This is a genomic window from Gordonia malaquae NBRC 108250 (genome assembly GCF_000344135.1).
Taxonomy (GTDB): Bacteria; Actinomycetota; Actinomycetes; order Mycobacteriales; family Mycobacteriaceae; genus Gordonia; species Gordonia malaquae.
Genome location: NZ_BAOP01000013.1, coordinates 95,518 through 120,623 on the forward strand (window position 1 = coordinate 95,518; position 25,106 = coordinate 120,623).

General features: G+C 66.6%; 23 protein-coding genes and 1 pseudogene. 14 read left to right on the forward strand and 10 right to left on the reverse strand.

All coding sequences use genetic code 11. From position 1 onward, the window contains the following. Positions 1-101: 101 nt before the first annotated feature. From GM1_RS10485 to GM1_RS10510, 6 genes are all read right to left on the reverse strand, one after another. Positions 102-1,190 carry an acyl-CoA dehydrogenase family protein gene (locus tag GM1_RS10485; RefSeq protein WP_008378627.1) on the reverse strand — a complete coding sequence of 363 codons (1,089 nt, stop codon included), beginning with the start codon at positions 1,188-1,190 and terminating at the stop codon, positions 102-104. Continuing rightward, on the reverse strand, positions 1,187-2,146 hold the full coding sequence (locus tag GM1_RS10490) for an acyl-CoA dehydrogenase family protein (RefSeq protein WP_008378628.1): 960 nt from the start codon (positions 2,144-2,146) through the stop codon (positions 1,187-1,189). The genes GM1_RS10485 and GM1_RS10490 overlap by 4 nt, the downstream gene beginning before the upstream one ends. Positions 2,147-2,148: 2 nt before the next feature. Continuing rightward, the gene (locus GM1_RS10495; protein WP_008378629.1) at positions 2,149-3,306 is read right to left on the reverse strand and encodes an acyl-CoA dehydrogenase family protein; all 1,158 of its coding nucleotides are present in this window, start codon (positions 3,304-3,306) and stop codon (positions 2,149-2,151) included. Between the two features lie 5 nt (positions 3,307-3,311). Then, entirely contained in the window at positions 3,312-4,220 is a 909-nt protein-coding gene (locus GM1_RS10500; protein WP_008378630.1) for an enoyl-CoA hydratase, read from the reverse strand. A gap of 219 nt (positions 4,221-4,439) precedes the next feature. After that, entirely contained in the window at positions 4,440-4,799 is a 360-nt protein-coding gene (locus GM1_RS10505; protein ID WP_008378632.1) for a cupin domain-containing protein, read from the reverse strand. Between the two features lie 8 nt (positions 4,800-4,807). Continuing rightward, the gene (locus GM1_RS10510) at positions 4,808-5,668 is read right to left on the reverse strand and encodes an IclR family transcriptional regulator (protein WP_052005372.1); all 861 of its coding nucleotides are present in this window, start codon (positions 5,666-5,668) and stop codon (positions 4,808-4,810) included. Positions 5,669-5,728: 60 nt separating this feature from the next. Between GM1_RS10510 and cysD the strand changes: the two genes are divergently transcribed. Next, positions 5,729-6,667, forward strand: coding sequence for a sulfate adenylyltransferase subunit CysD (gene cysD / locus GM1_RS10515; protein ID WP_052005373.1), 939 nt, complete (start codon positions 5,729-5,731; stop codon positions 6,665-6,667). After that, on the forward strand, positions 6,667-8,532 hold the full coding sequence (gene cysC, locus GM1_RS10520) for an adenylyl-sulfate kinase (RefSeq protein ID WP_008378637.1): 1,866 nt from the start codon (positions 6,667-6,669) through the stop codon (positions 8,530-8,532). The genes cysD and cysC overlap by 1 nt, the downstream gene beginning before the upstream one ends. 38 nt (positions 8,533-8,570) lie before the next feature. On the opposite strand, the gene GM1_RS10525 is transcribed toward cysC, so the two are convergent. Next, a complete protein-coding gene (locus GM1_RS10525) occupies positions 8,571-8,858 on the reverse strand; it encodes a hypothetical protein (protein WP_040519837.1) in 288 nt (95 codons plus the stop codon). Positions 8,859-8,880: 22 nt separating this feature from the next. Continuing rightward, on the reverse strand, positions 8,881-10,560 hold the full coding sequence (gene eccA, locus GM1_RS10530) for a type VII secretion AAA-ATPase EccA (RefSeq protein WP_008378641.1): 1,680 nt from the start codon (positions 10,558-10,560) through the stop codon (positions 8,881-8,883). Between the two features lie 121 nt (positions 10,561-10,681). Here eccA and purL point away from each other — a divergent pair, with 121 nt between their 5' ends. From purL to GM1_RS22750, 9 genes and pseudogenes are all read left to right on the forward strand, one after another. Then, entirely contained in the window at positions 10,682-12,967 is a 2,286-nt protein-coding gene (gene purL / locus GM1_RS10535; protein WP_008378643.1) for a phosphoribosylformylglycinamidine synthase subunit PurL, read from the forward strand. Positions 12,968-13,080: 113 nt separating this feature from the next. Further along, positions 13,081-14,688, forward strand: coding sequence for an alpha/beta hydrolase (locus GM1_RS10540; RefSeq protein ID WP_085950666.1), 1,608 nt, complete (start codon positions 13,081-13,083; stop codon positions 14,686-14,688). A gap of 51 nt (positions 14,689-14,739) precedes the next feature. Then, complete coding sequence (locus tag GM1_RS10545; protein ID WP_040519840.1) at positions 14,740-15,132, forward strand: hypothetical protein; 393 nt, start codon at positions 14,740-14,742, stop codon at positions 15,130-15,132. Between the two features lie 159 nt (positions 15,133-15,291). Then, on the forward strand, positions 15,292-15,987 hold the full coding sequence (locus tag GM1_RS23135; RefSeq protein ID WP_008378648.1) for a DUF805 domain-containing protein: 696 nt from the start codon (positions 15,292-15,294) through the stop codon (positions 15,985-15,987). A 234-nt stretch (positions 15,988-16,221) separates the two neighbouring features. Next, the gene (locus GM1_RS10555) at positions 16,222-17,067 is read left to right on the forward strand and encodes an RDD family protein (RefSeq protein WP_008378651.1); all 846 of its coding nucleotides are present in this window, start codon (positions 16,222-16,224) and stop codon (positions 17,065-17,067) included. 143 nt (positions 17,068-17,210) lie between these two features. Next, entirely contained in the window at positions 17,211-18,293 is a 1,083-nt protein-coding gene (locus GM1_RS10560; protein WP_040519842.1) for an NAD(P)H-dependent amine dehydrogenase family protein, read from the forward strand. A 314-nt stretch (positions 18,294-18,607) separates the two neighbouring features. Beyond that, positions 18,608-18,877, forward strand: a pseudogene (locus GM1_RS23265) (CD225/dispanin family protein); the annotation flags it as partial. Positions 18,878-18,882: 5 nt separating this feature from the next. After that, complete coding sequence (locus GM1_RS10570; protein WP_244874763.1) at positions 18,883-19,338, forward strand: DUF2752 domain-containing protein; 456 nt, start codon at positions 18,883-18,885, stop codon at positions 19,336-19,338. A gap of 6 nt (positions 19,339-19,344) precedes the next feature. Further along, positions 19,345-19,983, forward strand: coding sequence for a CD225/dispanin family protein (locus GM1_RS22750; protein WP_008378657.1), 639 nt, complete (start codon positions 19,345-19,347; stop codon positions 19,981-19,983). Positions 19,984-20,002: 19 nt separating this feature from the next. Here the strand turns inward: GM1_RS22750 and GM1_RS10580 are convergent, their stop codons facing one another. Beyond that, positions 20,003-20,425, reverse strand: a complete 423-nt coding sequence (locus GM1_RS10580; protein WP_008378659.1) for a hypothetical protein — start codon at positions 20,423-20,425, stop codon at positions 20,003-20,005. A gap of 48 nt (positions 20,426-20,473) precedes the next feature. Beyond that, positions 20,474-21,982, reverse strand: coding sequence for a glutamate-cysteine ligase family protein (locus tag GM1_RS10585; protein WP_008378660.1), 1,509 nt, complete (start codon positions 21,980-21,982; stop codon positions 20,474-20,476). Positions 21,983-22,105: 123 nt separating this feature from the next. Between GM1_RS10585 and GM1_RS10590 the strand changes: the two genes are divergently transcribed. The 3 genes from GM1_RS10590 (at position 22,106) to purF (ending at position 25,023) form a co-directional block, all read left to right on the forward strand. Then, entirely contained in the window at positions 22,106-22,963 is an 858-nt protein-coding gene (locus GM1_RS10590) for a PHP domain-containing protein (RefSeq protein WP_223291316.1), read from the forward strand. A gap of 5 nt (positions 22,964-22,968) precedes the next feature. Further along, positions 22,969-23,367 carry a sterol carrier family protein gene (locus tag GM1_RS10595; RefSeq protein ID WP_008378665.1) on the forward strand — a complete coding sequence of 133 codons (399 nt, stop codon included), beginning with the start codon at positions 22,969-22,971 and terminating at the stop codon, positions 23,365-23,367. A gap of 87 nt (positions 23,368-23,454) precedes the next feature. Continuing rightward, positions 23,455-25,023: an amidophosphoribosyltransferase gene (gene purF / locus GM1_RS10600; protein WP_008378666.1), complete on the forward strand. Its 1,569-nt coding sequence runs from the start codon at positions 23,455-23,457 to the stop codon at positions 25,021-25,023. Positions 25,024-25,106 lie beyond the last annotated feature (83 nt).

Here is a 25,106-nt window from a genome sequence, read left to right on the forward strand (position 1 = left end):
GCGCCAGTAGCGACATGGAATGTGCACGTGAGCGGGCATACGAGGAGCTATAGGCCCGCGTACATCCGCTCACGTGCACATTTCGCACGCGTGGGTGACGGTCACAAGGTGACGAGCTGCAGGGCTTCGTTGGGGCGACCGAACAGCTGAGCGTCGGCCTGTGCTCGTTTGAAGAAGAGCCCGATGTCGTGCTCCCAGGTGATGCCGATCCCGCCGTGCAGTTGGACGGCTTCGCCGGTGATGCTCATGTACTGCTCAGAGCAGTACACGTGGGCGGTTGCGGCGAGTTCGGCAGCGTCTGAGCGGCCTGCGACGACGGCGTCGATCGCCGCAGCCGAGATCGACCGCATCGCCTCGACACCGACATACATGTCGGCCATCCGGTGCTTCAACGCCTGGAACGACGCGAGGGTGCGCCCGAACTGTTTGCGGGCCGAGGTGTACTCGACTGTCAGGGCGAGAGCGCGTGCAGCGCCGCCGACCTGCTCCGCCGACAACAGCGCCCAGGCGAGCGTCCGGATGCGCTCGGCGATGTCGCCGGGCGCGGTGATCGCAGTCGACGGCGTCTCGTCGAACGACACACGGGCGATCGCGCGAGTCGGGTCGAGCAGTGGCAGCGGCGTGACAGTGACACCCGGCGCCGATGAGTCGACCTCATGCAGTGTCAGGTGCGACGACAGCGCGCCGTCCCGGCCTGCGAGCACGATGAACGTGTCGGCTGTCTCACCGTCGAGAACGTATTCGGCGGTGCCGGACAGAAGTCCGGCCTCGGCGGTCACTCCGGGCACAGCCCATCCGGCGTGCGACGCCCAGCAGAGAGCCCCGATCGTCTCACCGGAAGCGAGACCCGGCAGCAGGCGAGCTGCGGCCTCAGCGTCACCGGACGCCAGAACGGCGCCTGCGGCGAGGACGCCGGAGGAGAACACCGGCACCGGCGAGAGCGTGGCGCCGAGTTCCTCTACCGCCAGGGCGGCCTCGGCCCACGACGCGCCTGCCCCGTCGTATTCCTCGGGAACAGCGAGGGCTGCGACGCCGATCTCGGCGCACAGCGTTCCCCACAGATCGCGGTCGATGCGACCGTCAGCCTGCATGGCCCGACGGACGGCCTCGGAGTCGGAACGCTTCCGCAGCACGTCACGGATCGAGTCGGCCAGTGCCGCGCGGTCTTCCGCGCTGATCGGGGATGTCACAACGTCTCCAGAATCCGTGCGCGGTGGTACGCGGGGGTGCCCCAGGCGGACAACAGCGCACGGGTCTTCGTCAGATAGAGCGAGAGATCGTGCTCGGCGGTGTAGCCGATCGCGCCGAGCACCTGCAGCCCGCGGCGCGAGGCCAGGTAGGCGGCTTCGCCCGCTGCGACCTTCGCCGCCGCGATGTCGCGCGCGACGTCGGTGCCCTCGGGCGCCTGGCCGTCGAGGCCGACTGCGGCGCCGTGGACGAGTGGGCGGGCCATCTCGATGGCGATCGCCACGTCGGCGAGATGGTGCTTCACAGCCTGGAACGAACCGATCTCGCGCCCGAACTGCTTGCGCGATTTCGCGTAGTCGGCGGCCATGTCGAGCATCGCCGATCCGAGCCCGAGGAACTGTGCGGCGGTGGCGAGCGCGCCGAGGTCGGCGGCCGCTGTGGTGTCGGCGTCGCCGATGCGATCGCCCGCGGTCAGTTCGGCCACGCGTCGGGTCGGGTCCACCGACTCGAGGAGCTCACCGTGCGACGCGGTGAACACCGCGCCGTCGGCCAGCAGATATGGCGTGGCGACGTCGGGGTTCGTTGCTCGTGGTGCGACCGGTGCGAGGGCGCACGTCGCGGGCGTTCCGGACAGCAGTGCGTCCAACTGCGACGAGGCGCCGAGCGTGGACGGCACGACGGCGAAGGTCTCGCTGACCGGGCCCGGCAGTGCAGCGCGTCCGACGCGTTCGAGGGCGACCACCATCTCGGTGGCTCCGGCGCCGCTGCCGCCGATCTCGTCGGGGACGATCAGGCCGGTGATCCCGGCGTCGGCGAGCTGACGGTAGACGGCGAGAGCAGGTGCGGTGTCGCCGTTGTCGGCCCACGCGCGTGCGACGGCGATGCCGCCCGCGCGTTCGAGGATGTCGTCGACCGTCTGGGCGAGATCGGTGTGGATGTCGTTGAGCAGGAAGTCCATGACTATCGATCTCCGCGGGGCAGGCCGAGGAGTCGCTCGGCGATCACATTGCGTTGAATCTCGTTGGTGCCGGCGTAGATCGGGCCCGACAGCGAGAAGAGGTATCCGTCCGACCACGAACCGGCGAGTTCGGCGTCGGCGCCGAGCAGATCGAGCGCGGTCTCGTGGGCGGCGATGTCCCACTGCGACCAGAACACCTTGTTGATGGACGATTCGAGACCGAGTTGTCCGCCCGCGGCCAGTCGGCTCACCGTCTGGTAGGTCGACAGCTCGTAGGCCCGAGCCCCGATCCACGCATCCGCGACAGCTTCGTCGGACGTGGGGACCTCGTCGCGCCGGCTACTCCACAGCGCGACGAGGCGGTCGGTGGCGGCGAGGAAGCGGCCGGGGGAGCGCAGCGAGAGGCCGCGCTCGTTGGCGGCGGTGCTCATCGCCACCTTCCAGCCGTTGTTCACATCGCCGATCACCCCGGACTCGCCGGGGTTGGACGGGTCGTCGGGGACGAACACGTTCTCGAGGAACAGTTCGGCGAAGCCCGCCTCGCCGTCGAGCTGCGCGATCGGCCGGACGGTGACGCCCGGTGCGCGCAGGTCGAACATGAAGTAGGTGATGCCCTTGTGGCGCTGGGCGTCCTTGTCGGAGCGGAACAGGCCGAAGCCCCAGTCGGCGAAGCTGGACCGCGAGCTCCAGGTCTTCTGGCCGTTGAGCAGCCAGCCGCCTTCGGTGCGGGTGGCAGTCGACCGCAACGACGCGAGGTCGCTGCCCGCTTCGGGCTCGCTCCATGCCTGACCCCAGATGTCTTCCGACCTGGCCATGCGCGGCATGATCCGGGCGAGCTGCTCGGGGCTCGCGTGCTCGAACAGCGTCGGCGCCAGCAGGAAGATGCCGTTCTGGCTCACGCGTCCGGGAGCGCCCGAACGGTAGTACTCCTCTTCGAAGATCAGCCAGTGCAGCAGAGGGACGTCCCGGCCGCCGAACTCTTCCGGCCAGGAGACCACCGACAGTCTGGCGTCGGCCATCTTCTGCTCCCACGCGCGGTGGGCCTCGAAACCTTCCGCGGTGTCCATCGAGGGGAGCGGCTCAGTCGGAACGTTGGCGTCGAGCCACGTCCGGACTTCGGTGCGGAACGCCTGCGCGGCGTCGTCGAACAGCAGATCCATGACGATCAGCCCTTCTTCTCGGCGCTGGCCTTCATGGACTTCGCATCCATGCCGCCGAGCGAGTCGCCGGAGTCGGCGTCGTTTGCGGCGTGGGCGAAGTGATGCCAGCCGAATACGGAGTCCATCGCGTTGCGCATGCCCATCTGGTCTTCGCAGATGTTCACGGCCTTCTTGGACAGGAACAGTCCCTGCATCGGCATCTCGGTCATCTGTGCGCAGATCTCGTCGACCTTTGCCTGCAGTTCGTCGCGCGGGACGACGTGGTTGACCATGCCCCAGTCGAGCGCCTGCGCCGCGGTGAACCGCTGGCCGGTGAAGAGGATCTCCTTGGCGCGCCGTGCTCCGAGGACGTAGGCGTGCGCGAAGTACTCGACACCCGGGATGCCCATGCGGGCGACGGGATCGGAGAAGAACGCGTCGTCGGACGCGACGATGAAGTCGGCGGCCCACGCCAGCATCAGGCCGCCCGCGATGCACGCACCGTGCACCTGGGCGATGACCGGCTTGGGGATGTCCCGCCAACGGCGGCACATGCCCATGTAGACCTCGATCTCGCGAGCGAGTCGCTGGTTGCTGTCGAGCGCGGCGCCGTCCTGCCGGGTGTGATCCCAGTGCAGCGTCGCAGTGTTCGGGTAGAAGGTGTTGAAGTCGCGTTCCGGCGTGCCGATGTCGTGGCCCGCGGAGAAGTGCTTTCCGTTGGCGCGGAGCACGATCACCTTGACGGAAGCGTCGTCGACGGCCTTCCCGAAGGCGGCGTCGAGCGAATACGTCATCACCGAGTTCTGCGCGTTGCGGTAGTCGGGACGATTCAGCGTCACGTAGGCGACGGCCCCGTCGGTCTCGTATGCGACAGGCGACGTGTCGGGGCCGAGGTCGTCGGGCCCGAGGGCGGGAGGAATCACGACGTTGGTCATACCTGCGACTCTAACCTAGCAAGTGCTTGGTTGGTAGTCCGGGTGAGCGATGAGTGATGGCTTCGTGTCGGTGGCCGGGATCAAATGGGGCCGACACCGCGGAGGGCCATTTGATCTGAGGGGCGCTCTAGATCAAATAGACCGACTGCGCGGCGGTCCATCTGGTGTGGTGCCCGTTCTGGCGAGCTTTGCGGGGCGGCACAGTGTGGGGCTTGGAGCTCAGGGGCTCGGCGGTGACTCGATCGTCAGGGTCGGTTCGCGGTGGGTGTGGATCGTCAGGTAGCTGAGGCCGTCGTCGCCCGCGGTGATCGATCGGTGTGATCGACGGGGGAGCCACAGGAGATCGCCCGCGACGACGTCGAGTTCGCGGTCACCCGAACCGATGCGGCCCGATCCGGCGACGACGTGCACGATCACGTCCACCTCGCCGCCGACGTGCCCGCCGATCTCGCCGTGGGCGGGGAGCCGGATCAAATTCGAATCGAGGCCGCGGGGCGCCTCGTCGAGCTTCCATGCAACGGTGTTCGCATCAACGGGCTCGAGGGTCAGGTCGGCGGTGTTGGTGAGTTTGTGCGGCATGTTTTCTCTTATACGCCGACGGACGCGGCCGCCGCGACGGTCTGCGCTCCCCATTCGCGCAGTAGGCGGCCAGACATCGTGGTGTGCGGGCACGACACGATCGCGCCGATCACTCGACCGTCATCGACTATCGGGGCACCGATGGTGACCGCGCCTACCTCGGCGTCGTCGGTCAACTCGGCGGCCACGTAGTCGATGGCGGACAGTTCGGCGAGTAGGCCGCCGACACGTTCACGCAGGGTGCTCGGCACCGAGTCGAGTCCGGCGAGTGTGTCGATGACGGCCCGATGGCCGTCGGTGATCCGCTCGATCGAGTATCCGCGGTGGCGGATCTCGGCGAGCACCGCACGCAGGCGTGGGCGGTCGGTCTCGGGGGCGCGGGCGATCCATGCCTCCCGGGCTGCGGGTTCCGACCACGCGACGAACTCGCGGCAGATCGGCGGCCGCAGACGGATCGGCCGGTTCGGCTTCATCCACTCGACGTCTGTCGTTGATCCCCGAGCGGCGTCTCCTTCTGATCCCCGAGCGGAGTCGAGGGGCCAGCAGTACTCGACGACGGTGATCGTCTCGTCGTCGATGCGGCGGGCGAGGAAGCAGGGCGCACCGGTCTGAGCGACGAGGCCTTCCATCGCGGGGCGAGCCTCCACGACGAGGCGATCGGCGCCGACGGCGCGGCGGGCGGTGTGCAGGAACGCGGCACCGAGGCCGACTCCGCCGGTGTCGGATCGCCGTGTCAGCCACCCGGCGTCGACCAGTTCAGCGACGATCGCGTGCACGGTTGCGCGCGGCAGGTGTGTGTCGCGCACGATGTCGGCCAGAGTGGGAGGGTGACCCGCATGCGCGACGATGTAGTCGAGCACAACGGTCACCCGCCTGGTCGGTGGGGAAGGTTGACGCGCACTTCCACTTTCGCTTACCGTCGGTGACACATTTGCAACACTAGGTGTCGAATATTCGACACGTCAAGGAGGCTTCTCGCAGTGATCGCCGAACTCGAAGCCGAATCGGTCCACATCTTCCGCGAGGTCGCGGCGCAGTTCGAGCACCCGGTGATGCTGTTCTCCGGCGGCAAAGACTCCGTCGTCATGTTCCACCTCGCACGCAAGGCCTTCTGGCCGGCGCCCGTGCCGTTCCCCCTCATGCACATCGACACCGGTCACAACTTCGACGAGGTCATCGAATTCCGCGACCGCCTCGTCGAGCAGACCGGAGCGCGGCTCGTCGTCAGCAGCGTGCAGGACGACATCGACGCCGGTCGTGTCGTCGAGCAGACCGGCCCCGGCACCTCGCGCAACCGGCTGCAGACCGCGGCGCTGCTGCGCGGCATCCGCGAGGGAAAGTACGACGCGGTGTTCGGCGGCGCCCGGAGAGACGAGGAGAAGGCGCGCGCGAAGGAACGGGTGTTCAGCTTCCGTGACTCGTTCGGCGCGTGGGACCCGCGGAACCAGCGACCTGAACTGTGGAATCTCTACAACGGACGACACGCGCGCGGTGAGCACATCCGCGTGTTCCCGCTGAGCAACTGGACCGAGCACGACATCTGGGAGTACATCGCCGCCGAGCAGATCGAGCTCCCGTCGATCTACTACGCACACGAACGGCCGGTGGTTCCGCGCGACGGCATGCTGCTCGCCGACACGAGGTTTCTCGAGAAGTATCCCGGTGAGACGGCGCATGTGGAGCGGGTGCGTTTCCGCACAGTCGGCGACGCGACGTGCACAGGCTGTGTCGAGAGCGACGCCGACACCCCGGAGAAGGTGATCGAAGAGGTCGCCGCCACCCGCGTGACCGAACGCGGCGCGACCCGCGCCGACGACCGCATCTCCGAAGCAGGCATGGAAGACCGCAAGAAGGAGGGGTACTTCTGATGAGCACCGCCCACAACGCCGAGCGAGGCCGCAACGATCTGCTGCGCATCGCCACCGCAGGCAGCGTCGACGACGGCAAGTCGACGCTCATCGGACGTCTTCTCTACGACTCGAAGTCGATCTTCACCGACCAGCTCGAAGCGGTCGAGCGGACCAGTGCGCAGCGCGGCGACGAGACCGCCGACCTCTCCTTGCTCACCGACGGTCTTCGCGCCGAACGTGAGCAAGGCATCACGATCGACGTCGCCTACCGCTACTTCTCGACGCCTGCGCGGAAGTTCATCATCGCCGATTCTCCGGGGCACGTGCAGTACACGCGCAACATGGTCACCGGGGCCTCGACTGCGGACCTCGCGATCATTCTCGTCGACGCCCGCAAGGGTGTGCTCGAGCAGACTCGTCGACACGCGTTCCTGTCGTCCTTGCTCGGAAACCCGCACTTGACCGTGTGCGTCAACAAGATGGATCTCGTCGACTACTCCCAGGAGCGGTACGAGGAGATCGTCGACGAGTTCACAGCTTTCGCGGCCAAGCTCAACGTCACCGACGTCATGTTCATCCCGATCTCCGCGCTCCGCGGCGACAACGTCGTCGACAAGTCCGAGGTGATGGACTGGTACACGGGCCGACCGCTCCTCGGGCACCTCGAGACGGTGCACATCGCGTCCGACCGCAATCTCATCGACGCGCGTTTCCCCGTTCAGTACGTGATCCGCCCACAGCGCGGCGACGGCTTCGACCACCGCGCGTTCGCCGGAACCGTTGCGGGCGGAGCGCTCGCCGTCGGCGACAAAGTCGTCGCGCTGCCCGGCGGCTTCGGCACCGAGGTGTCGAAGATCTGGGGGCCGGGAGGCCGCGAGATGGCGGAGGCGGTCGCGGGGGCGGCTGTGTCGATCGAGCTGGCCGACGAGATCGACATCGTCCGAGGCGACATGCTGGTCCGGCCGGGCAACCGGCCGCATGTCGGCCGGGACATGGACGCGATGGTGTGCTGGTTCTCCGAGTCGACGGCGCTGGCGGAGGGCGACACCTACCTGATGCTGTGCGGCACCCGGCAGACGCGGGTGTCCGTCACCTCGCTGACCTACCGACTCGACGTCAACACCCTGCACCGGGACGCCGACGCCGACCTGATCGAGCTCAACGAGATCGCTCGCGTGGCGCTCCACTGTCAACATCCGATGATGTTCGATGAGTACCGACGCAACCGCCAGACAGGCAGTTTCATTCTGATCGACGAGTCGACCAACGCCACGGTCGCGGCCGGCATGATCGGGGCGCCCGTCAGCCACGACACCAACGTGGTGTGGCAGGCGACGAAGGTGTCCCGCGAGCATCGGTCGTACCGCGGCGCGACGATCTGGCTCACCGGGCTGTCGGGCTCGGGCAAGTCGACGCTGGCGACAGAATTGGAACGACGGTTCGTCGCCGAAGGGCGTCCGGCGTATCTGCTGGACGGTGACAATCTCCGGCACGGCCTCAACGCGGATCTCGGATTCGGCGACGACGACCGGCGTGAGAACATCCGCCGAACAGCGGAGGTCGCATCACTCTTCGCGGACTCGGGCGCAGTTGCACTCGTATCACTGATCAGCCCGTTCGCCGCCGAACGGCAACGCGCCCGCGAGATCCACGCCGCGCGGGACATCCCGTTCTACGAAGTCTTCGTGGACACTCCGCTCGACGACTGTGAAGCCCGCGATCCCAAGGGGCTCTACGCGCGGGCGCGGGCCGGCGAGATCACGCAGTTCACCGGCATCGACTCGCCGTATGAACGTCCCGTGACGCCGGAACTGGTGATCCGTCCCTCCGACGGCTCCCCGGCCGACATCGCCGACCTCATCCTGGAGAGACTGGGTCTCTAGGGGCGCGCGACACCGGGCAACGGTGGGATACGTCCGAGCTACGGCATGCCGTCCAGTTCGCGAGCATGGGCGAGAAGACGCGAGCGGCGGCGATAGACAAGGGTTGCCGCGACGACGGGGATGATCACGAAGAGTGCTGCGGCGATCAGATAACCGGTCAGGTAGGCGGTGCCTCCCGACGCCGGATTCTCGGCGCTTCGGGCGGCCATGCTGAGCCGCGACGCTGCGAAGAAGACGCCGACCGCGCCGATGATCCAGATCCAGACCGTCAACGTCTTCGCCTTGGCCCGAAGTCGCTGAGCCTCGCTGTTTGCGTCATATGTCATTTTCTGACTGTAACGGACCTGGTTAACCGACAGCGACACGTGCGAGGGCGGCTCGAACGTCGGATGCGGTGAGGGTCATGAGGTCGACGGCCGTCAACGAGTCGAGATCGTCCGACGCAGCGAGTCGGTGTTCGCGTTCTTCCTCGGCGGCCTCGATCAGGTTGCGGGCGTGCCTGCCGTTGCCTGCGACGTCGATCGCCGGACGTGATCCGATGTTCGAGGAGCAGAGTGCGTCGAACGACTCCTCGAGGACGCGGACCGCTCCGGGGTCGAGGCGTGAGTCGCGCGACTGCGCGATCGACTCGGCGATCCGCACCAACTCGGCCGGTGTGTACGAGTCGAATCGGAGGCGGCGGGAGAAACGCGACGCGAGGCCCTCGTTGGCGGCGAGAAGGCGATTGATCTCGTCGTCGTACCCGGCGATGATCACCACCAGCCGGTCGCGGTCGTTCTCCATCCGAGCGAGGAGCGTGTCGACGGCCTCACGGCCGAAGGCGTCGCCGCCGGACAGTCCTTCTTGAATCAACGTGTACGCCTCGTCGATCAGCAGGACGCCACCGACTGCAGAGTCGATGACCGCGGACGTCTTGGGCGCCGTCGAACCGAGATGAGTGCCGACGAGGTCTTTCCGACTGACTTCGACGACGGCGTCGGAGTCGAGGACGCCGAGCGCCCGGAACAATCGGCCCACAAGGCGCGCGACGGTCGTCTTGCCGGTTCCGGGTGGACCGGTGAATGCCAGATGCAGGCTCCGTGACTGCGTGCGCAGTCCCTTCTCCGATCGGACCTGTGCCAGGCGAGCCGCCGACCGGAGTCGGTCCACCTGATCCTTCACCGCCGCCAAACCGATCTGCGCGTCGAGTTCGTCGATGACGGCGAGCGCCGCGGCGTCGTCCGGTGAGGTGTGCGACGCGGAAGGCGTCGTCGTCGTGCCCTCGACGGCCAGTCGGTACCGGGGATCGGCGATTGCGCGGGCCGCCTCGGCGAGCGTCGGGTCGACGGCGTACGCCTCTTGGAAGCATGGCAGTGCGGAGTCCTCATCGCCTTTCGTCCGCAGGGTCATGCCCATCATGAACAGCGACTGCGCACGGGCGTTGACCAGGACGGAGTTGCGCACCGACTCCAGGCGGCGCAGGCCTTCGTCGAACAACCCGAGATGGGCGCACGCCGTTCCGGCGAGGAAGTCGCAGGCCGCGCGCAGATACTCGTCCGACGACGTCGTCTCCGACAAGGCTTCGAGGACGTCCCGCCACTGCTGGCGGGTCAACGCGATCAGCGCTCGGCAGTACTGCGTCGACGGTCCGTCGGCGTCGGCGTCGAGGACGTCGGCTGCGCCGTCCGGGTCGCCTCCGGCGAGCAACGACGCCGCGTAGACGACTGCGGCGTCCGACGCCGTCGACACCGGAAGGTCGATGAACATGCCGGTCGGCAGATGTCCGACGAGGTGTCCGGCAGGCAGGCCGATACGCCGCTGGTCTGCGCCGATCCGTGTCCGCGAGCGGTACAGGCCGAGCACACATGCTCCCGACCGGTCACCCGCTGCCGCGCGCCCGAGCCAGGCGTCGCCCATCGTCGGGTCGACGTCGGTGGCGAGTGTGAACGCGGCCAGCGCCCGATCTCGGTCGGGTGGTGTCTCGGCGACGAGCACGCCGAGAGCTCCGAGGCCCGCTGTGAAATAGTCGCGCGCAGTACCGACATTCATCGTGATCCCCCCGAATCGACTGTCTGATACGACACTAGTGGCGACGCCTCCCCGATGCAGTCGATCGAGCCGTATTGGGTGATGGACCGGAGCACTCGCCCGCTGACATAGAATGTCTGCTGTGAGCGCCCAGGTAGATACCGTTTCCCACGCCGCCGAGACCCCCGACACACCGCAGCCGTACGCCGAGCTCGGTTTGAAGGACGACGAGTACGCGCGTATCCGCGAGATCCTGGGCCGTCGCCCCACGGACGCGGAACTCGCGATGTACTCGGTGATGTGGTCCGAGCACTGCAGTTACAAGTCGTCGAAGGTGCACCTGCGCTACTTCGGTGAGACCACCACCGACGAGATGCGGTCGAGCATGCTCGCGGGCATCGGCGAGAACGCGGGCGTCGTCGACGTGGGCGACGGCTGGGCGGTGACGTTCAAGGTCGAGTCGCACAATCACCCGAGCTACGTGGAGCCGTATCAGGGCGCGGCCACCGGCGTCGGCGGCATCGTCCGCGACATCATGGCGATGGGCGCCCGCCCGATCGCGGTGATGGACCAGTTGCGTTTCGGTGCGGCCGATCATCCGGACACCCGTCGTGTGGTCGACGGCGTGGTCCGCGGCGTCGGCGGTTACGGCAACTCGCTCGGCCTGCCGAACATCGGCGGCGAGACCGTCTTCGACGCAAGCTACCAGGGCAACCCGCTGGTCAACGCACTGTGCGCCGGCGTCCTCCGCGCCGAAGACCTGCACCTCGCCTTCGCGTCGGGTGCGGGCAACAAGATCATCCTGTTCGGCGCCCGCACCGGCCTCGACGGCATCGGCGGCGTGTCGGTCCTCGCGTCGGAGACGTTCGACGATTCCGAAGAGAACGGCCCGAACCGCAAGAAGCTGCCGAGTGTCCAGGTCGGCGACCCGTTCACCGAGAAGGTCCTCATCGAGTGCTGCCTCGACCTGTACCGCGAAGGGCTCGTCGTCGGCATCCAGGACCTCGGCGGCGCCGGACTGTCGTGCGCCACGAGCGAGCTCGCCGCAGCGGGCGACGGTGGCATGCACATCGACCTCGAGAAGGTCCCGATGCGTGCCGTCGGCATGACGCCGGCCGAGGTGCTCTCGAGCGAGTCGCAGGAGCGCATGTGCGCAGTCGTCACGCCGGAGAACGTCGACAAGTTCATGGAGGTGTGCCGCAAGTGGGACGCGCTCGCCACCGTGATCGGCGAGGTCACCGACGGTGAGCACCTCCAGATCACCTGGCACGGCGAGACCGTCGTCGACGTCCCGCCGCGCACCGTCGCCCACGACGGCCCGGTGTACAACCGTCCCGTCGAGCGCCCCGACTGGCAGGACGACGTCATCGCGTCGACCACCGCCGGCCTGAAGCGCCCCGAGACCGGCGACGAACTGCGCGAGACGTTCCTGAAGATGGTCGCCAGCCCCGCGCTGTGCAGCCGCAAGTTCATCACCGAGCAGTACGACCGTTACGTCCGCGGCAACACCGTCCTTGCCGAGCACGCCGACTCCGGCATGGTCCGCATCGACGCGGAGACCGGGCGCGGCGTCGCGATCTCGACCGACGCGTCGGGGCGCTACACGTACCTCGACCCGTACAACGGCGCGCAGCTCGCTCTCGCCGAAGCGTTCCGCAACGTCGCGGTGTCGGGCGCCAAGCCGAGTGCGGTGAGCAACTGCCTCAACTTCGGTTCGCCGGAGGACCCCGCCGTGATGTGGCAGTTCAGCCAGGCCGTCCGCGGCCTCGCCGACGGCTGTGCCGAATTGGGCATCCCGGTGACCGGCGGCAACGTCAGCTTCTACAACCAGACCGGCTCGACCGCGATCCTGCCGACTCCGGTGGTGGCAGTGCTCGGTGTGATCGACGACGTCCGTCGCCGTATCCCGAACGGTATCGGCACCGAGCCGGGCGAGACGCTGATCCTGATGGGCGACACCCTCGACGAGTTCGACGGTTCGATCTGGTCGCAGGTGGAGCACGATCACCTCGGTGGCGTTCCGCCGAAGGTCGACCTCCAGCGTGAGCGCCTGCTCAGCGACATCCTGATCGCCGCGTCGCGTGACGGTCTCGTGTCGGCGGCGCACGACCTCTCTGAAGGCGGCCTGATCCAGGCGGTCGCCGAGGCTGCTCTCGCCGGTGAGACGGGCTGCCGGATCCTGCTGCCGGAAGGCGCGGACCCGTTCGTGTGGCTCTTCTCGGAGTCGACCGGACGTGTGCTCGTCGCCGTTCCACGGTCGGAGGAGACCCGGTTCACGGGCATGCTGACGGCGCGTCAGATGCCGTGGACTCGCATCGGCGTCGTAGACCAGGGCAGCGACGAGCTCGAGGTCCAGGACCAGTTCTCCGTGAAGCTCACCGAACTGCGGGAAGCACACGAAGGCACACTGCCGGAGCTCTTCGGCTGAGCCTCCTCGATCTTCGCGCGCTTCCTTCGCCTGCTCGTCGCGCAGCCGATTCCATCGGCTCGCTCCTGCGGGTCCCGACAGCGGGACTCGTGGGGGCGACGCTGTTCTTGTGGATGTCGCTGACGCCGTCCCTCCTGCCGCGTGACTGGATGTTCCAAGGTCTCATCGGCGGGATCAGTGCTGCGATCGGCCACGGAATCGGGATCGTCGTCGCTGCAGCGGCGCGACGCTGGCTGGCTCCGAGACTGGCGTTCTGGCCGCCGTCGACGCTCGTGCAGACGAGGATCCGTTTGGGGATCTACACGATCTGTGCCGTTGGCACGGTGCTCATGCTGGTCGCAGCGGTGCGGTGGCAGAGCCAGATCGCCGACTACATGGGCACTGTCCCGCCCACCGTCCTCGGTTACTCCAGGACGATCGTGTTGAGCGCAGTCATCGGCCTGGTGATTCTGGCGACCGCCCGCGGCCTACGTGACGAGAGCAGGTGGGTCGCCGGGCTGCTGATCAGGCGGTGGCGCTTTCCGCGACGTGCAGCCGTCGCCGTCGGCGTGGTCGTCGTTGCACTCGTCACCTATCTGTTCGTCGCGGGCATCGGCGTCCGCGTGGGCTATGCTGCGTTGAACTGGGCGTTCAGTGCACAGAACGACACCACTCGCGACGGTGCGGTTCGACCGACCCTTCCGGAGAAGTCGGGGAGCCCGGCGTCGAAGGCGTCGTGGGAGTCGCTCGGCTTCGAGGGCCGGAACTTCGTCTCAGGCGGAGTCCGAGCGTCCGAGTTGAGTCGATTGACAGGCCGCCCGGCGAAGGAGCCGATCCGGGTCTACGCAGGCTTGGAGACCGCTGACGACACCGATGCGCGGATGAGGGTGATCGTCGACGAACTCGAACGCACCGGCGCATTCGATCGGAAGACTCTCGTCGTCATCCCGACGACGGGCACAGGATGGGTCAATCCGACGGCCGCGCAGACGATGGAACTCGTCGCGGACGGCGACTCGGCACTCGTCGCCGCGCAGTATTCGTATCTGCCGAGTTGGCTGTCGTTCGTCGCCGATCGACAGGCCGCCGCCGATGCCGGACGAGCGTTGGTGACGGCCGTCCACGATCGGTGGCTCACCAAACCCGCCGAGCATCGCCCGAAGCTGTTCGTCTACGGCGAGAGCTTGGGAACGCAGGCGGGCGAGGGGGCGTTCGACGGCCTCGCCGAGATCCGGGACACCGTCGACGGCGTTCTGTGGGTGGGCCCGCCGAACTCGAATCCGCTGTGGCGCAGTCTCACCGACAGGCGCGATCCCGGCACGCCGGAGACGGAACCGACGTACGCGGACGGCCTGGTGGTTCGGTTCGCGAACGACGCCGAAGGCATCACACGGAATCCACGAGAGTGGTTGTCGCCGCGGGTCCTGTACATCCAGCATCCGTCCGACCCCGTCGTCTGGTGGTCCACGGATCTGCTGTTCTCCGAACCGGACTGGCTCGCCGAACGGACGGCCGATGACGCCTCCGCGATGCGGTGGTATCCGATCGTCACGTTCTGGCAGGTCAGCGCCGATCTCGGCAACGCGGCGGGCGTTCCGGACGGCCACGGACACAATTACGGCACACAGATCCTCGACGGATGGGTCGCGGTGACAAATCCCGACGGCTGGACCGCCGCCGACACTCAGCGGATTCGCAACGCCTTGAACGAACTCCGCGGCCACGACGGGCCGGAGAAGTAGGTGCGAGCGGCATGCTCGGCATCTGTCCGGTTTATTGCTAATGTTCCGCACATGAAGAAGATGATTGTTGTTCTACTCGCTGCTGCCGCGCTCTGCCTCGGTCTGCCTGCGGGAGCTGGTATCGCTGAAGCTCGGATCGAAACTGGGCGGTACACGGCCCAGTTCGTTGAGTTCGGCGCTATTCCGACGCCGCTGGCGCACGCCAGGATCATCGGCAATACCTACTACCAGGACTACTACGGTGTCGGCCCGCGGAATCTCACGATCATGCGGTTGACTCCAACCAAGCGCGGAATGACCGCTTCGTATGCGAAGGACCCTGTGTCGCTGTGGTACTCCCGAGTCGAGTACCGCAAGACCTCGTATGGATACAAAGGCGTCGTGTACAGCATGGGCATCCCGATGGGCGACATGATCCTGCGCAAAGTCCGCGCCCGCCGCTGACATCTGTCGGCCACAATCGTGACTGGGCGCACGCTTCGATCGGCGTCCGCAGGGTCCCCTGACCGGATGAAGTGTGGCGGAAGTGCAGGTATCGTCACCCTGGCCCGGCCGTGCTCAGACGAGAACGCGTCTCCATGATCCGAACCGAACAGGACGACCATGACTTACCCGCCTCAGAACCCCGGCGATCCGAACGCGCAGCCGGATCCGTTCGGCCAGACCCAGTTCGGCCAGACTCCGAACTTCGACAAGGGTCAGCCGCAGACTCCGCCTCCGGCGTACGGCGCGCCGCAGGGCCAGCCGCAGTACGGCCAGCAGCCGCCTGCATACGGGCAGCCGCCGCAGCCCGAGTTCGGTCAGCAGCCGGGCGGATACGCGCCGCAGCCGCAATACGGTCAGAACCCGTACGGCGCGGCAGGTGTCCCGCAGTCCGGTGACCCCGGAACTCTCAACCTTCCTTGGTATGGAATCGGCTTCGCGGACGCTGCCCGTCGCGTCTTCCAGAAGTACGCACGATTCGACGGGCGAGCGAGCCGTGGCGAGTACTGGTGGTGGGTGCTGGCGAACTTCGCCGTCGTCGCTGTTCTGTACATCCTCGTTCTCATTGGAATCGTCGGCATCGGGGGCACTGTTGGCGATGCCCTCGGCGGCATCGTTGCACTTCTCCTGCTCGTGTGGAGCCTTGGTGTGCTCGTTCCCACCATCGCCGTGGCGGTGCGTCGACTCCATGACGCCGGCTACAGCGGCTGGATGTACCTCATCGGTTTCGTCCCTGTTGTCGGCGGAATCGCTCTGATCGTCTTCCTGTGCATGGACAGCAAGCCGGAAGGTGCTCGCTTCGATGAGAATCGCTGACGAGGCGGCATTGCGCACTGACTTGGCCGCGCCGGGGAGACTCCCCGGCGCGGTTTTGTCGTGTGCGCCGTGGGCGCCCGTATGGGATTGCACCGTGATTCGCGAAGACTGGTTCGCCATTCGTGTCGCTCGACCGAATGACTGTTGCCGCTGTCTTCGAGTGGACGTCACAAACGAGCGCTGGGTACAGGTATCATCACTTCGCCTCGACCCGAATTGCTAAGGACACACCAAATGACGAATCCGCCGGGAAATCCTGGAGACCCGAACGCTCAGCCTGACCCGTACGGTGCGACGCAGTTCGGTCAGACTCCCAATTTCGAGAAGCAGCCGCAGACACCTCCCGCGTCTCCCGACTACGGCCAGCAGCCGCCCGCATACGGTCAGCCGGTGCCGCCGGCGTACGGTCAGCCCGGTCAGCCTGCGTACGGGCAGCAGCCGTACGGCGCTTTCGGCCAGGAGAATGCGGGCTTCGCAGGCCAGCAAGGAGGCGAGTGGAACCGCCAGCCAGACGGGTCGGTCTCCCCGGGCACGGTTCCGGCAGGATTCACTCCTCAGGCCAACACCGGCTATGTCGACATCGTTGGACTGGGGCGCGTGCAGGTCGCGGACATCGGCAAGCGCTTTCTCGCTCGCCTCATCGACGGTGTCATCTACGGCGTGATTTACGGAATCATGTTCGGGGTCGGCGCGGCGTCGATCGTTGCCGATCCCATCGAGTGCAGCACCAACTCGTTCGGGACCACAACGTGTGACGGCGGCGGTGCCGGAGTCATGGGATTCTTCGTCGTCATGCTGCTGGCGATGGCCTTCGGACTGCTCTACGAGTGGTTGATGATCGGAATCAAGGGTGCGACGCTCGGCAAGATGGCGATGCACATCAAGGTCGTCGACCAGTTGTCGGGTCAGCCGATCGGTCTCGGTCGTGCTTTTGTTCGACAGATCATTCCGTTCGCAGGTGCGATCGCGTGCTACGTCGGCGCGATCGTCGTGTACCTCTCTCCGCTGTTCGACAACTCGGGCCGCATGCAGGGATGGCACGACAAGGCCGCCAATGATCTGGTGATCATCAGCGGCTAGAGGCTCTTTGATTCGACGGCCGCCGAGGGGCACATGACTGTGACTCTCGGCGGCCGTCGCCGTTCTCGGCGGCCGTCGCCGTTCTCGGCCGCGGTGGACCAAAACGGTCCCAGGATCGACAGCCTGGCCATAGCGTGGGGCTCATGACATTGCGAGTTGTGGAATGGTCCACCGGAACTGTTGGCCGACATGCGATCACGGGAATCGACGCGCACCCCGACCTCGAACTCGTCGGCGTGTGGGTGTCGGATCCGGTGAAGGTGGGGCAGGACGCGGGGCGTCTCGCCGGACTGGATCGAGACCTCGGCGTCGTCGCGACCAACGACAAGGACGCCCTCCTCGCGCTCAGGCCGGATGCGATCGTTCACACGGCCATGACCGACGATCGAGTGGCCGAGGCGATCGCCGACCTCACGTCTTTTGTCGCGGCCGGAATCAACGTCGTGTCGTCTGGGCCGGTGATCCTGCAGTTCCCGTACGGTGTGCTGCCCGAGTCGATGATCGAGTCCGTCGAGAATGCTGCGCAGACGGGCGGCGCGAGTATTCACGTCAACGGCATCGACCCGGGATTCGCGAACGATGTGCTTCCACTGTCGATGACAAGCCTGTCGCAGGAGATCGACGAAGTCCGCTGCATGGAGATCGCCGACTACTCCACGTATTTCCAACCCGTTGTCATGGCTGAGTTGTTCGGCTTCGGAAAGCCTCTCGACCACACCCCGATGCTCTTGATGCCGGGTGTCCTGTCATTGGCGTGGGGCAGCGTTGTCCGTCAGATCGCGGCGGGGCTCGGTGTGACGCTCGACGAGCCGCTTGTCGAGCGGCATGACAAGGTCGCGGCGTCGGCCGACGTCGACACCGTGTCGGTGCAGATTCCAGCGGGCACGATGGCCGCGCTGCACTTCGAGGTGGTCGGGCAGGTCGACGGCGTCGACCGGATTGTGCTCGAGCATTACACCCGCACACACCGCGACCAGTGTCCAGGGTGGCCACGCCCGGCCGAAGGGGACGGCTGCTACCGCATCGTCATCTCCGGCGAACCCCACATGAATGTCGAGATGACTCACCACGGCCGCGACGGCGACCACAACGTGTCGGGCATGATTGTGACCGCGCAGCGACTTGTGAACGCCGTGCCGGCTGTCGTCGCCGCCCGTCCGGGACTGGTCACGGCGTTGGATCTGCCGCTCGTGACGGGACGGGGCCTGGTCGTCGGTTCCAAGTGACGTCGCCCGAACGGCGGGTGGCAAATATTCAGCTAACTGAACTAGAGTGTGAACATCAGAACTGAGGGGAATATCGAACGGTGATGACTGATCCCGACGGCGTCGAGCCTGACAAAACGAACACGCCCCTTGGTGAGGGCTCGCCCGATTCGAGTGAGTCGAAGGTTCCCGACCCGCAGTTCGGGCAGGGGCAGTTCGGTGCGCCGCAGCAGGGATACGCCCAGCAGGGATACGTTCCGGGTCCAGGGCAGGGCTACGTCCAACCCGGATTCGCGCAGCCGGGTTACCCGGTGGGGCCTCCTCGTGCCGCGCAGCCCGACGACTATCTCGTGTGGGCGATCCTGTCGACCGTGCTCTGCTGCCTGCCGCTCGGGGTGGTCTCGATCGTCAAGTCGACATCGGTCGGCAAGTTGTGGGCCATGGGCGACTACGCGGGCGCTCAACGGGCCTCTGACGATGCGAAGAAGTTCGCGATCTGGAGCGCCGTCGCAACCGCGGTGATCTACGTCGTTGTGATCGTCGTGTACGTCGTGTTCTTCCTTGTCCTGTTCGAGACCGGAAGACGCTCGGGCACGTCGCTTTGAGTGTCATGCCCAACGAGAGTCGACGGTCCCCGCTTCACCGTCGAATGTCGGCGATCGCCAATCATCGAGTGCTCACGCCCGTCCTCGGGGTGGGAGTGGCCGCAGGGGTCTCGGCGCTGGTGATGATCGGCGATCCGACGACACCCGGTGGGTTTCTGCCTCCGTGTCCGACGAATGCCCTTCTGCATGTCAACTGCCCCGGATGTGGATCGACGAGAGCGCTTTACAGCCTGCTGCACGGCGACATTCCGGCCGCACTGCACTACAACGCGCTCGGAGTGATCGCGATGGTGTTGATCGTCGTGGCCTTCGTGATGCATGTCGTCGGTCTCTGGCGTGGCCGAAAACTGCGCAGCTGGCAGCATCTGCGATACACGCCGTGGATTGCACTGGCGGTGACGGCCGTCTGGTTCGTCATCCGAAATCTTCCGTTTGCGCCCTTCTCTGACCTGAAAGTATGAACGCACATGACTGAACCGAACGACCCGCTGGACAAAGACGCTGAGAAGCAGCCGGACGACGGCTGGGCCGCATATGACGAGACCCAAGTCGGCAAGCTGTCGCTGGAGAAGAACGAGTCGGCTGACCCCGAGGCATACGCGCAGACCATGTTCAACGAGGTGCCGCCGGTGGCCCCGCCTTACACTCCGGCACCCGACCCGTTCGCCCAACCGGAGAGCGCTGCCCCGCCTCAGTACGGCCAGCCGCAGCCGCAGTACGGCGTTCCCCAACCTCAATTCGCTCAGCCACAGTACGTTCAACCCCAGTTCGTGCAGCAGTATCAGCCGATGGGTTTCGGCCAGCCGATGCCACGCACCGCGCAGACGTCGGCGATTCTCGCCACGGTGTTCGGGGGTCTCCTGGTCGTCGGCTGCTACACGACACTCATCGGGCTCGCCCCGCTGATCTTCGGCATCATCGGGATGACCAAGTCCAGCTCGGTGACGAGCTTGTGGGGCATGGGCCAGTACGACGCCGCGCGCCATGCCGCACTCGAATCAGAGAAGTACGCGCGCTGGGCGTGGATCAGCATGGCGATCGGGTTCGCCGTGGTTGTCCTGATCATCGTCCTCGTCATCGCGATAGCAGCCGCGAACTCCAATTGACCAGGCCGGGTGGCGTCGATCAGTACTGGACGCCGCTGAGGTTGCGGGCGTACGCGACCCGGTTGTAGACGTCCATGACGTTCGACGGGTCGAAGACCGGGACTGACGTCGTGTGCATGAATCCGCCGCTGGTCACCGTCACCTGGACGAAACCAGTCGTCCGGCGTTCTTTCGCGAGTAGGAAGAAGAGGCTGAACAGGCAGACCACGAACGCGCCGACGACTGCACAGACGATCGCCCACGTCGGAATCTCCTCCGATGTGTGCGACATGTCGGTCACGTGCCAACTCGCGCCGGCGATCGGCGCGGTCCCGCTCGGCGTGACGATGTGCGTCTGAGTGCACGAGATGTCGCCGATGGCCACCAGCGGAGGCGCCTGCGGAGTCGGCTGCTGGAAGCCGTTGTTCTTCTCCCACGGATTCGGCGGGTACGGGCTGGTCATGGCGGCTATCGTACGGCCTGCGCTCCTCCGGCCGGATGACAACCCGTTCTACAGTGGCCAGTTGTGCACCGGCTCGCCTTCGTGCATCAAGGTCTTGTAGTCGAGCAGCATGCCGTGGAGTGCTTGTCGGCGCGTCTCGCCCGCCTCCTCGCGAGCGAGCACGGCGCGACGCTGCCACACCGAGCCCGTCTGTTTTGTGACGCACCGACCCTCGATGACGCCGAGATAGCGGCGCTTGGCCTTCTCCGACACCCCGAACGACGTCAGGCCCTTTTCGGCGAGCGGGAGGAGGCGGCGCAGCGTCAACTCGTCGGGGCTCACCCACCCGATGTTGGGCCAGTACAACTGGGAGTCGAGGCCCCACTGGGCTCCGGCGGCGAGGTTCTCGCGCGCCGCGTCGAACGACATCTGCGACCAGAGGGGACGGTCCGACTCGACGAGCCCGCGCACCAGACCGTAATAGAACGCGGAGTTGGCCATGATGTCGACGACCGTAGGGCCGGCCGGCAGCACACGATTCTCGACACGAAGATGCGCTTGCCCGTCGACGACGTCGTACACCGGCCGGTTCCACCGGTACACGGTTCCGTTGTGCATCCGCAGTTCGTCGAGGTCGGGGATGCGGCCCGCATCGAGTTCGTCGATCGGGTCGATGTCGGTCGACACCGGCAGCAGTGCCGGGAAGTAGCGGGTGTTCTCTTCGAAGAGGTCGAAGATCGTGTTGATCCATCGTTCGCCGAACCACACGCGCGGCCGAACACCCTGGTTGCGGAGTTCGAGTGGTCGGGTGTCGGTGGCCTGTTCGAACACTGGGATGCGGGTCTCGTGCCACAGCGCCTTGCCGGAGAGGAACGGAGAATTGCCCGCCAAAGCCACCTGGATCCCCGCGATGGCCTGCGCTGCGTTCCAGTGAGCAGCGAAGTCCTCCGGGGCCACCCGCAGGTGCAACTGCAGTGACGTGCACGCCGCCTCCGGCAGGATCGAGTCGGTCGTCGTCAACAGCCTCTCGGCGTTGAACGGCTCCGACAGCGGGACGCCGGTGATGTCGAGTTCGAGGTCCTCGCCGCGAGCGGCGAAGATCTGCTCGTTGAGCAGGCTGTAGCGAGGATTCGTCGAGATCCACTGCCCGGCGAAATGCTCGTGCCGCAGTGTCGGCAGCATGCCGATCATCAGCAGGTGATTGCCCGTCGACGCGGCACGTGCCTCAGCGCGGTTCAACGACGTGCGCAACATCTGCTCCAGGCTCACCGTGTCGCCGCCGACAAAAGGTCGAGGCGACACGTTGATCTCGATGTTGAACTGACCCAGCTCGGTCTGGAAGTCGGGGTCGGCGATCGCCTCGAGAACACGGGCGTTCGCCATCGACGGCTCCGCGTTCTCGTCGATCAGATTCAGCTCCACCTCCATACCGAGAAGCGGTTCCGGGGGCCGACCGTGGTCGGTGAACAGGCCGTCGGCCAGCATCCGCGCGATCGCGTCGGTGCCCTTCGACACCTGCGACCGGAACCGCACCCGATCGGCGCCGCTGAACTTCTGATGGTCGACTTCCGCACCCATGACGTCATGGTGCCGGAAACGGGGACGCCGACGCGGCCGTTCGCCCTAACCTGTCGTTCGGTGTCACCAGGTGACACCGAACGACAGGTCGGTGTCGTCGCGCTGTGGAATAGCATTCGAGGAATGATGACCGCGGACCTGCACGTGCACACTCACTTCTCCGACGGCACCGACACTCCGGAGGAGTTGTTCGCCGCGGCGCAGGCGGCGGGGCTGACGACGCTCGGGCTCACTGATCACGACACGTCCAAGGGGTGGGAGCCGGTCGCCGCGGCGGTGCCCGCAGGTATGCGAGTCCTGCCCGGAGCGGAGTTCTCCACGAAGCACCCGGCAGCCGACAGGTCGTTGGTGTCCGTCCACCTGCTCGGGTACCTGTTCGATCCGGCATCGCCCGCGATCGTCGCGGAATGGCAGCGGATGAAGGACGACCGACGACTTCGTGGCGAGAGGATCGTCGAGAAGCTGATCGCCGCCGACTACACGATCGACCTCGCTCGGGTTCGTGAGATCGCCGGCCCGAGCAACATCGGACGACCGCACATCGCTCGTGCGCTCGTCGAGGCCGGTGTGATCTCCACGGTCGGGGAGGCGTTCAGCGGACTGCTCGACGACGACGGCGACTTCTACGTCGCTCTGCGCTCCACGACGCTGCTCGAAGGCATCACGATGATCAGCGAGGCCGGGGGAGTCCCCGTCGTCGCGCACCCCCGTGCCCGCGCGGCGGCCGGGGTGTTGACAGCGGAGGTGCTCGAAGAACTCGCCGACCGGGGACTGCAGGGCATCGAAGTCCGCCACCCCGACCACGACGACGCCGCGCGCGCGGAGCTCGGCGGAATCGCAACCGACCTGCGTCTGTTGCAGACCGGATCGAGCGACTATCACGGCGGTAACAAGACGCTCGTCATCGGACAGGAACGCACGTCCGACGACGTCGTCGACGCGATCATCGAACGCGGCGCCGTGGCGCCGTTCGTCGGTTGACGACGATGGGGCCGAGGGACAAGGTCGACGCGGCGCAGACCAGGGCCGCGGTGCTCGCCGTCGCCGACTGGTTGCGCGACGGCACGCTGCCGACTCCGCCGCGTCCCGCGCTCGCCGCAGCCGTTCGAACCACCGCGCGGACCGTGGCGCAGGACGCGCCGGGCAACTCCGTCGAGCTTCGGGTGCCGCCGTTCGTCGCGGTGCAGTGCATCGAAGGCGTCCGCCATACCCGGGGAACACCGCCGAACGTCATCGAGACCACGCCCCGAACGTGGCTGCTCCTGGCGACCGGACTCGCCCGGTTCGACCACGCCGTGGACACCCACGAGGTGAGCGTGTCCGGGCATCGGGCAGGCGACGTCGCAGCATTCCTGCCCGTGGTCCCCCTCAAACCTCAGGTGTGACGTTCCCGGCTGAACTTCTGTGGAACACCGGGTGGAAGGTACCCTTGGGAAACGCCCGTCCAGCCCACGAAACCGGAGCGTCGCATCGTGACTGACCTGTCGATTCATTCTCGCAATCTGCTGGATACGCAGCAGCCTGACGACGTCTCCGAGAACGAACCCCGCGAAGAATGCGGAGTGTTCGGTGTCTGGGCGCCGGGCGAGGACGTCGCAAAGCTCACCTACTACGGGCTGTACGCGCTGCAGCATCGCGGTCAAGAAGCCGCAGGCATCGCCGTCGGCGACGGCTCGCAGGTCCTCGTGTTCAAAGACCTCGGACTCGTCAGCCAGGTGTTCGACGAGCAGACGCTCGCGTCGATGATCGGCCACGTCGCCGTCGGACACTGCCGCTACTCGACCACCGGCTCGACCACGTGGGAGAACTCGCAGCCCATCTTCCGGCACACCGACGCGGGCAGCGGCGTTGCGCTCGGCCACAACGGCAACCTCGTCAACACCGCAGAGCTCGCGGCGCGCGCCCGTGATCTGGGCCTGTACGGCCCGTCCGACCGCGCGGCCGCATCGTCGGACTCCGACGTCGTCGGTGCCCTCCTCGCGCACGGCGCGGCGGACAAGACGCTCGAGCAGGCCGCCGTCGAGCTGCTGCCGACGCTCAAGGGCGCGTTCTGCCTGACGTTCCAGGACGAGACCACGCTGTACGCGGCACGCGACCCGCACGGCATCCGCCCGCTGTCCCTCGGTCGGCTCGATCGCGGTTGGGTCGTCGCGTCGGAGACCGCGGCCTTCGACATCGTCGGCGCGTCGTTCGTACGCGACATCGAACCCGGCGAGCTGCTCGCCATCGACAACAACGGTGTCCGCAGCACTCGTTTCGCCGAGGCCACACCCAAACTGTGCGTCTTCGAGCACGTCTACCTGGCTCGCCCGGACAGCGTGATCCACGGTCGCTCCGTTCACTCGGCGCGCGTCGACATCGGCCGCCGTCTCGCCCGCGAACAGCCTGCTGTCGGAGACCTCGTGATCCCCGTCCCCGAGTCGGGCACCCCGGCCGCGGTTGGATTCGCGCAGGAGTCCGGGATCCCTTACGGCCAGGGCCTGATGAAGAACGCCTACGTCGGTCGCACGTTCATCCAGCCGTCGCAGACCATCCGTCAGCTCGGCATCCGGCTCAAGTTGAATCCGCTCCGCGAAGTGATCCGCGGCCGGCGTCTGGTGGTCGTCGACGACTCGATCGTGCGCGGCAACACCCAGCGAGCTCTCATCCGCATGCTCCGTGAGGCGGGTGCCGCGGAGGTCCACGTCCGCATCGCGTCCGCGCCCGTCCGGTGGCCCTGCTTCTACGGCATCGACTTCGCGTCTCCTGCGGAGCTGATCGCCAACGGCATGGAGTCGGAAGAGCACATGGTCGACGGCGTCCGTCAGGCGATCGGCGCCGACAGTCTCGGCTACATCAGCGTCGACGAGATGATCGCCGCGACTGGCGAGGAGCGTTCCAACCTCTGCGCTGCCTGCTTCGACGGCAAGTACCCGATTGAACTGCCGGGCGAGACCGCGATGGGCAAGGCGGTTCTCGAAACGATGATGTCGAGCGATGCCGCCCCCGCAGATCCGCTGATCGCGCAGAACGACAACGTCAGCGCCGTGATGCGGCCGTGACCGTAGTCGGTCACGACAAGAGATTCCACCGAGCACTCGGGTAGCGTGAGTGCGATGAGCACGGCGGACGGCCTTGACGGTCG

Coding starts and splice junctions, on each gene's coding strand:
- cysC (WP_008378637.1), top strand. CDS start 6,667: ATGAGCACCGCCCACAACGCCGAGCGAGGCCGCAACGATCTGCTGCGC.
- GM1_RS10560 (WP_040519842.1), top strand. CDS start 17,211: ATGACATTGCGAGTTGTGGAATGGTCCACCGGAACTGTTGGCCGACAT.
- GM1_RS10540 (WP_085950666.1), top strand. CDS start 13,081: ATGTCGCTGACGCCGTCCCTCCTGCCGCGTGACTGGATGTTCCAAGGT.
- GM1_RS22750 (WP_008378657.1), top strand. CDS start 19,345: ATGACTGAACCGAACGACCCGCTGGACAAAGACGCTGAGAAGCAGCCG.
- GM1_RS10525 (WP_040519837.1), bottom strand. CDS start 8,858: ATGACATATGACGCAAACAGCGAGGCTCAGCGACTTCGGGCCAAGGCG.
- GM1_RS10500 (WP_008378630.1), bottom strand. CDS start 4,220: ATGACCAACGTCGTGATTCCTCCCGCCCTCGGGCCCGACGACCTCGGC.
- GM1_RS10595 (WP_008378665.1), top strand. CDS start 22,969: ATGGGGCCGAGGGACAAGGTCGACGCGGCGCAGACCAGGGCCGCGGTG.
- GM1_RS10585 (WP_008378660.1), bottom strand. CDS start 21,982: ATGGGTGCGGAAGTCGACCATCAGAAGTTCAGCGGCGCCGATCGGGTG.
- eccA (WP_008378641.1), bottom strand. CDS start 10,560: ATGAATGTCGGTACTGCGCGCGACTATTTCACAGCGGGCCTCGGAGCT.
- GM1_RS10505 (WP_008378632.1), bottom strand. CDS start 4,799: ATGCCGCACAAACTCACCAACACCGCCGACCTGACCCTCGAGCCCGTT.
- GM1_RS10590 (WP_223291316.1), top strand. CDS start 22,106: ATGATGACCGCGGACCTGCACGTGCACACTCACTTCTCCGACGGCACC.
- GM1_RS10580 (WP_008378659.1), bottom strand. CDS start 20,425: ATGACCAGCCCGTACCCGCCGAATCCGTGGGAGAAGAACAACGGCTTC.
- GM1_RS23135 (WP_008378648.1), top strand. CDS start 15,292: ATGACTTACCCGCCTCAGAACCCCGGCGATCCGAACGCGCAGCCGGAT.
- GM1_RS10490 (WP_008378628.1), bottom strand. CDS start 2,146: ATGGACTTCCTGCTCAACGACATCCACACCGATCTCGCCCAGACGGTC.
- GM1_RS10545 (WP_040519840.1), top strand. CDS start 14,740: ATGAAGAAGATGATTGTTGTTCTACTCGCTGCTGCCGCGCTCTGCCTC.
- GM1_RS10570 (WP_244874763.1), top strand. CDS start 18,883: ATGCCCAACGAGAGTCGACGGTCCCCGCTTCACCGTCGAATGTCGGCG.
- GM1_RS10495 (WP_008378629.1), bottom strand. CDS start 3,306: ATGGATCTGCTGTTCGACGACGCCGCGCAGGCGTTCCGCACCGAAGTC.
- GM1_RS10555 (WP_008378651.1), top strand. CDS start 16,222: ATGACGAATCCGCCGGGAAATCCTGGAGACCCGAACGCTCAGCCTGAC.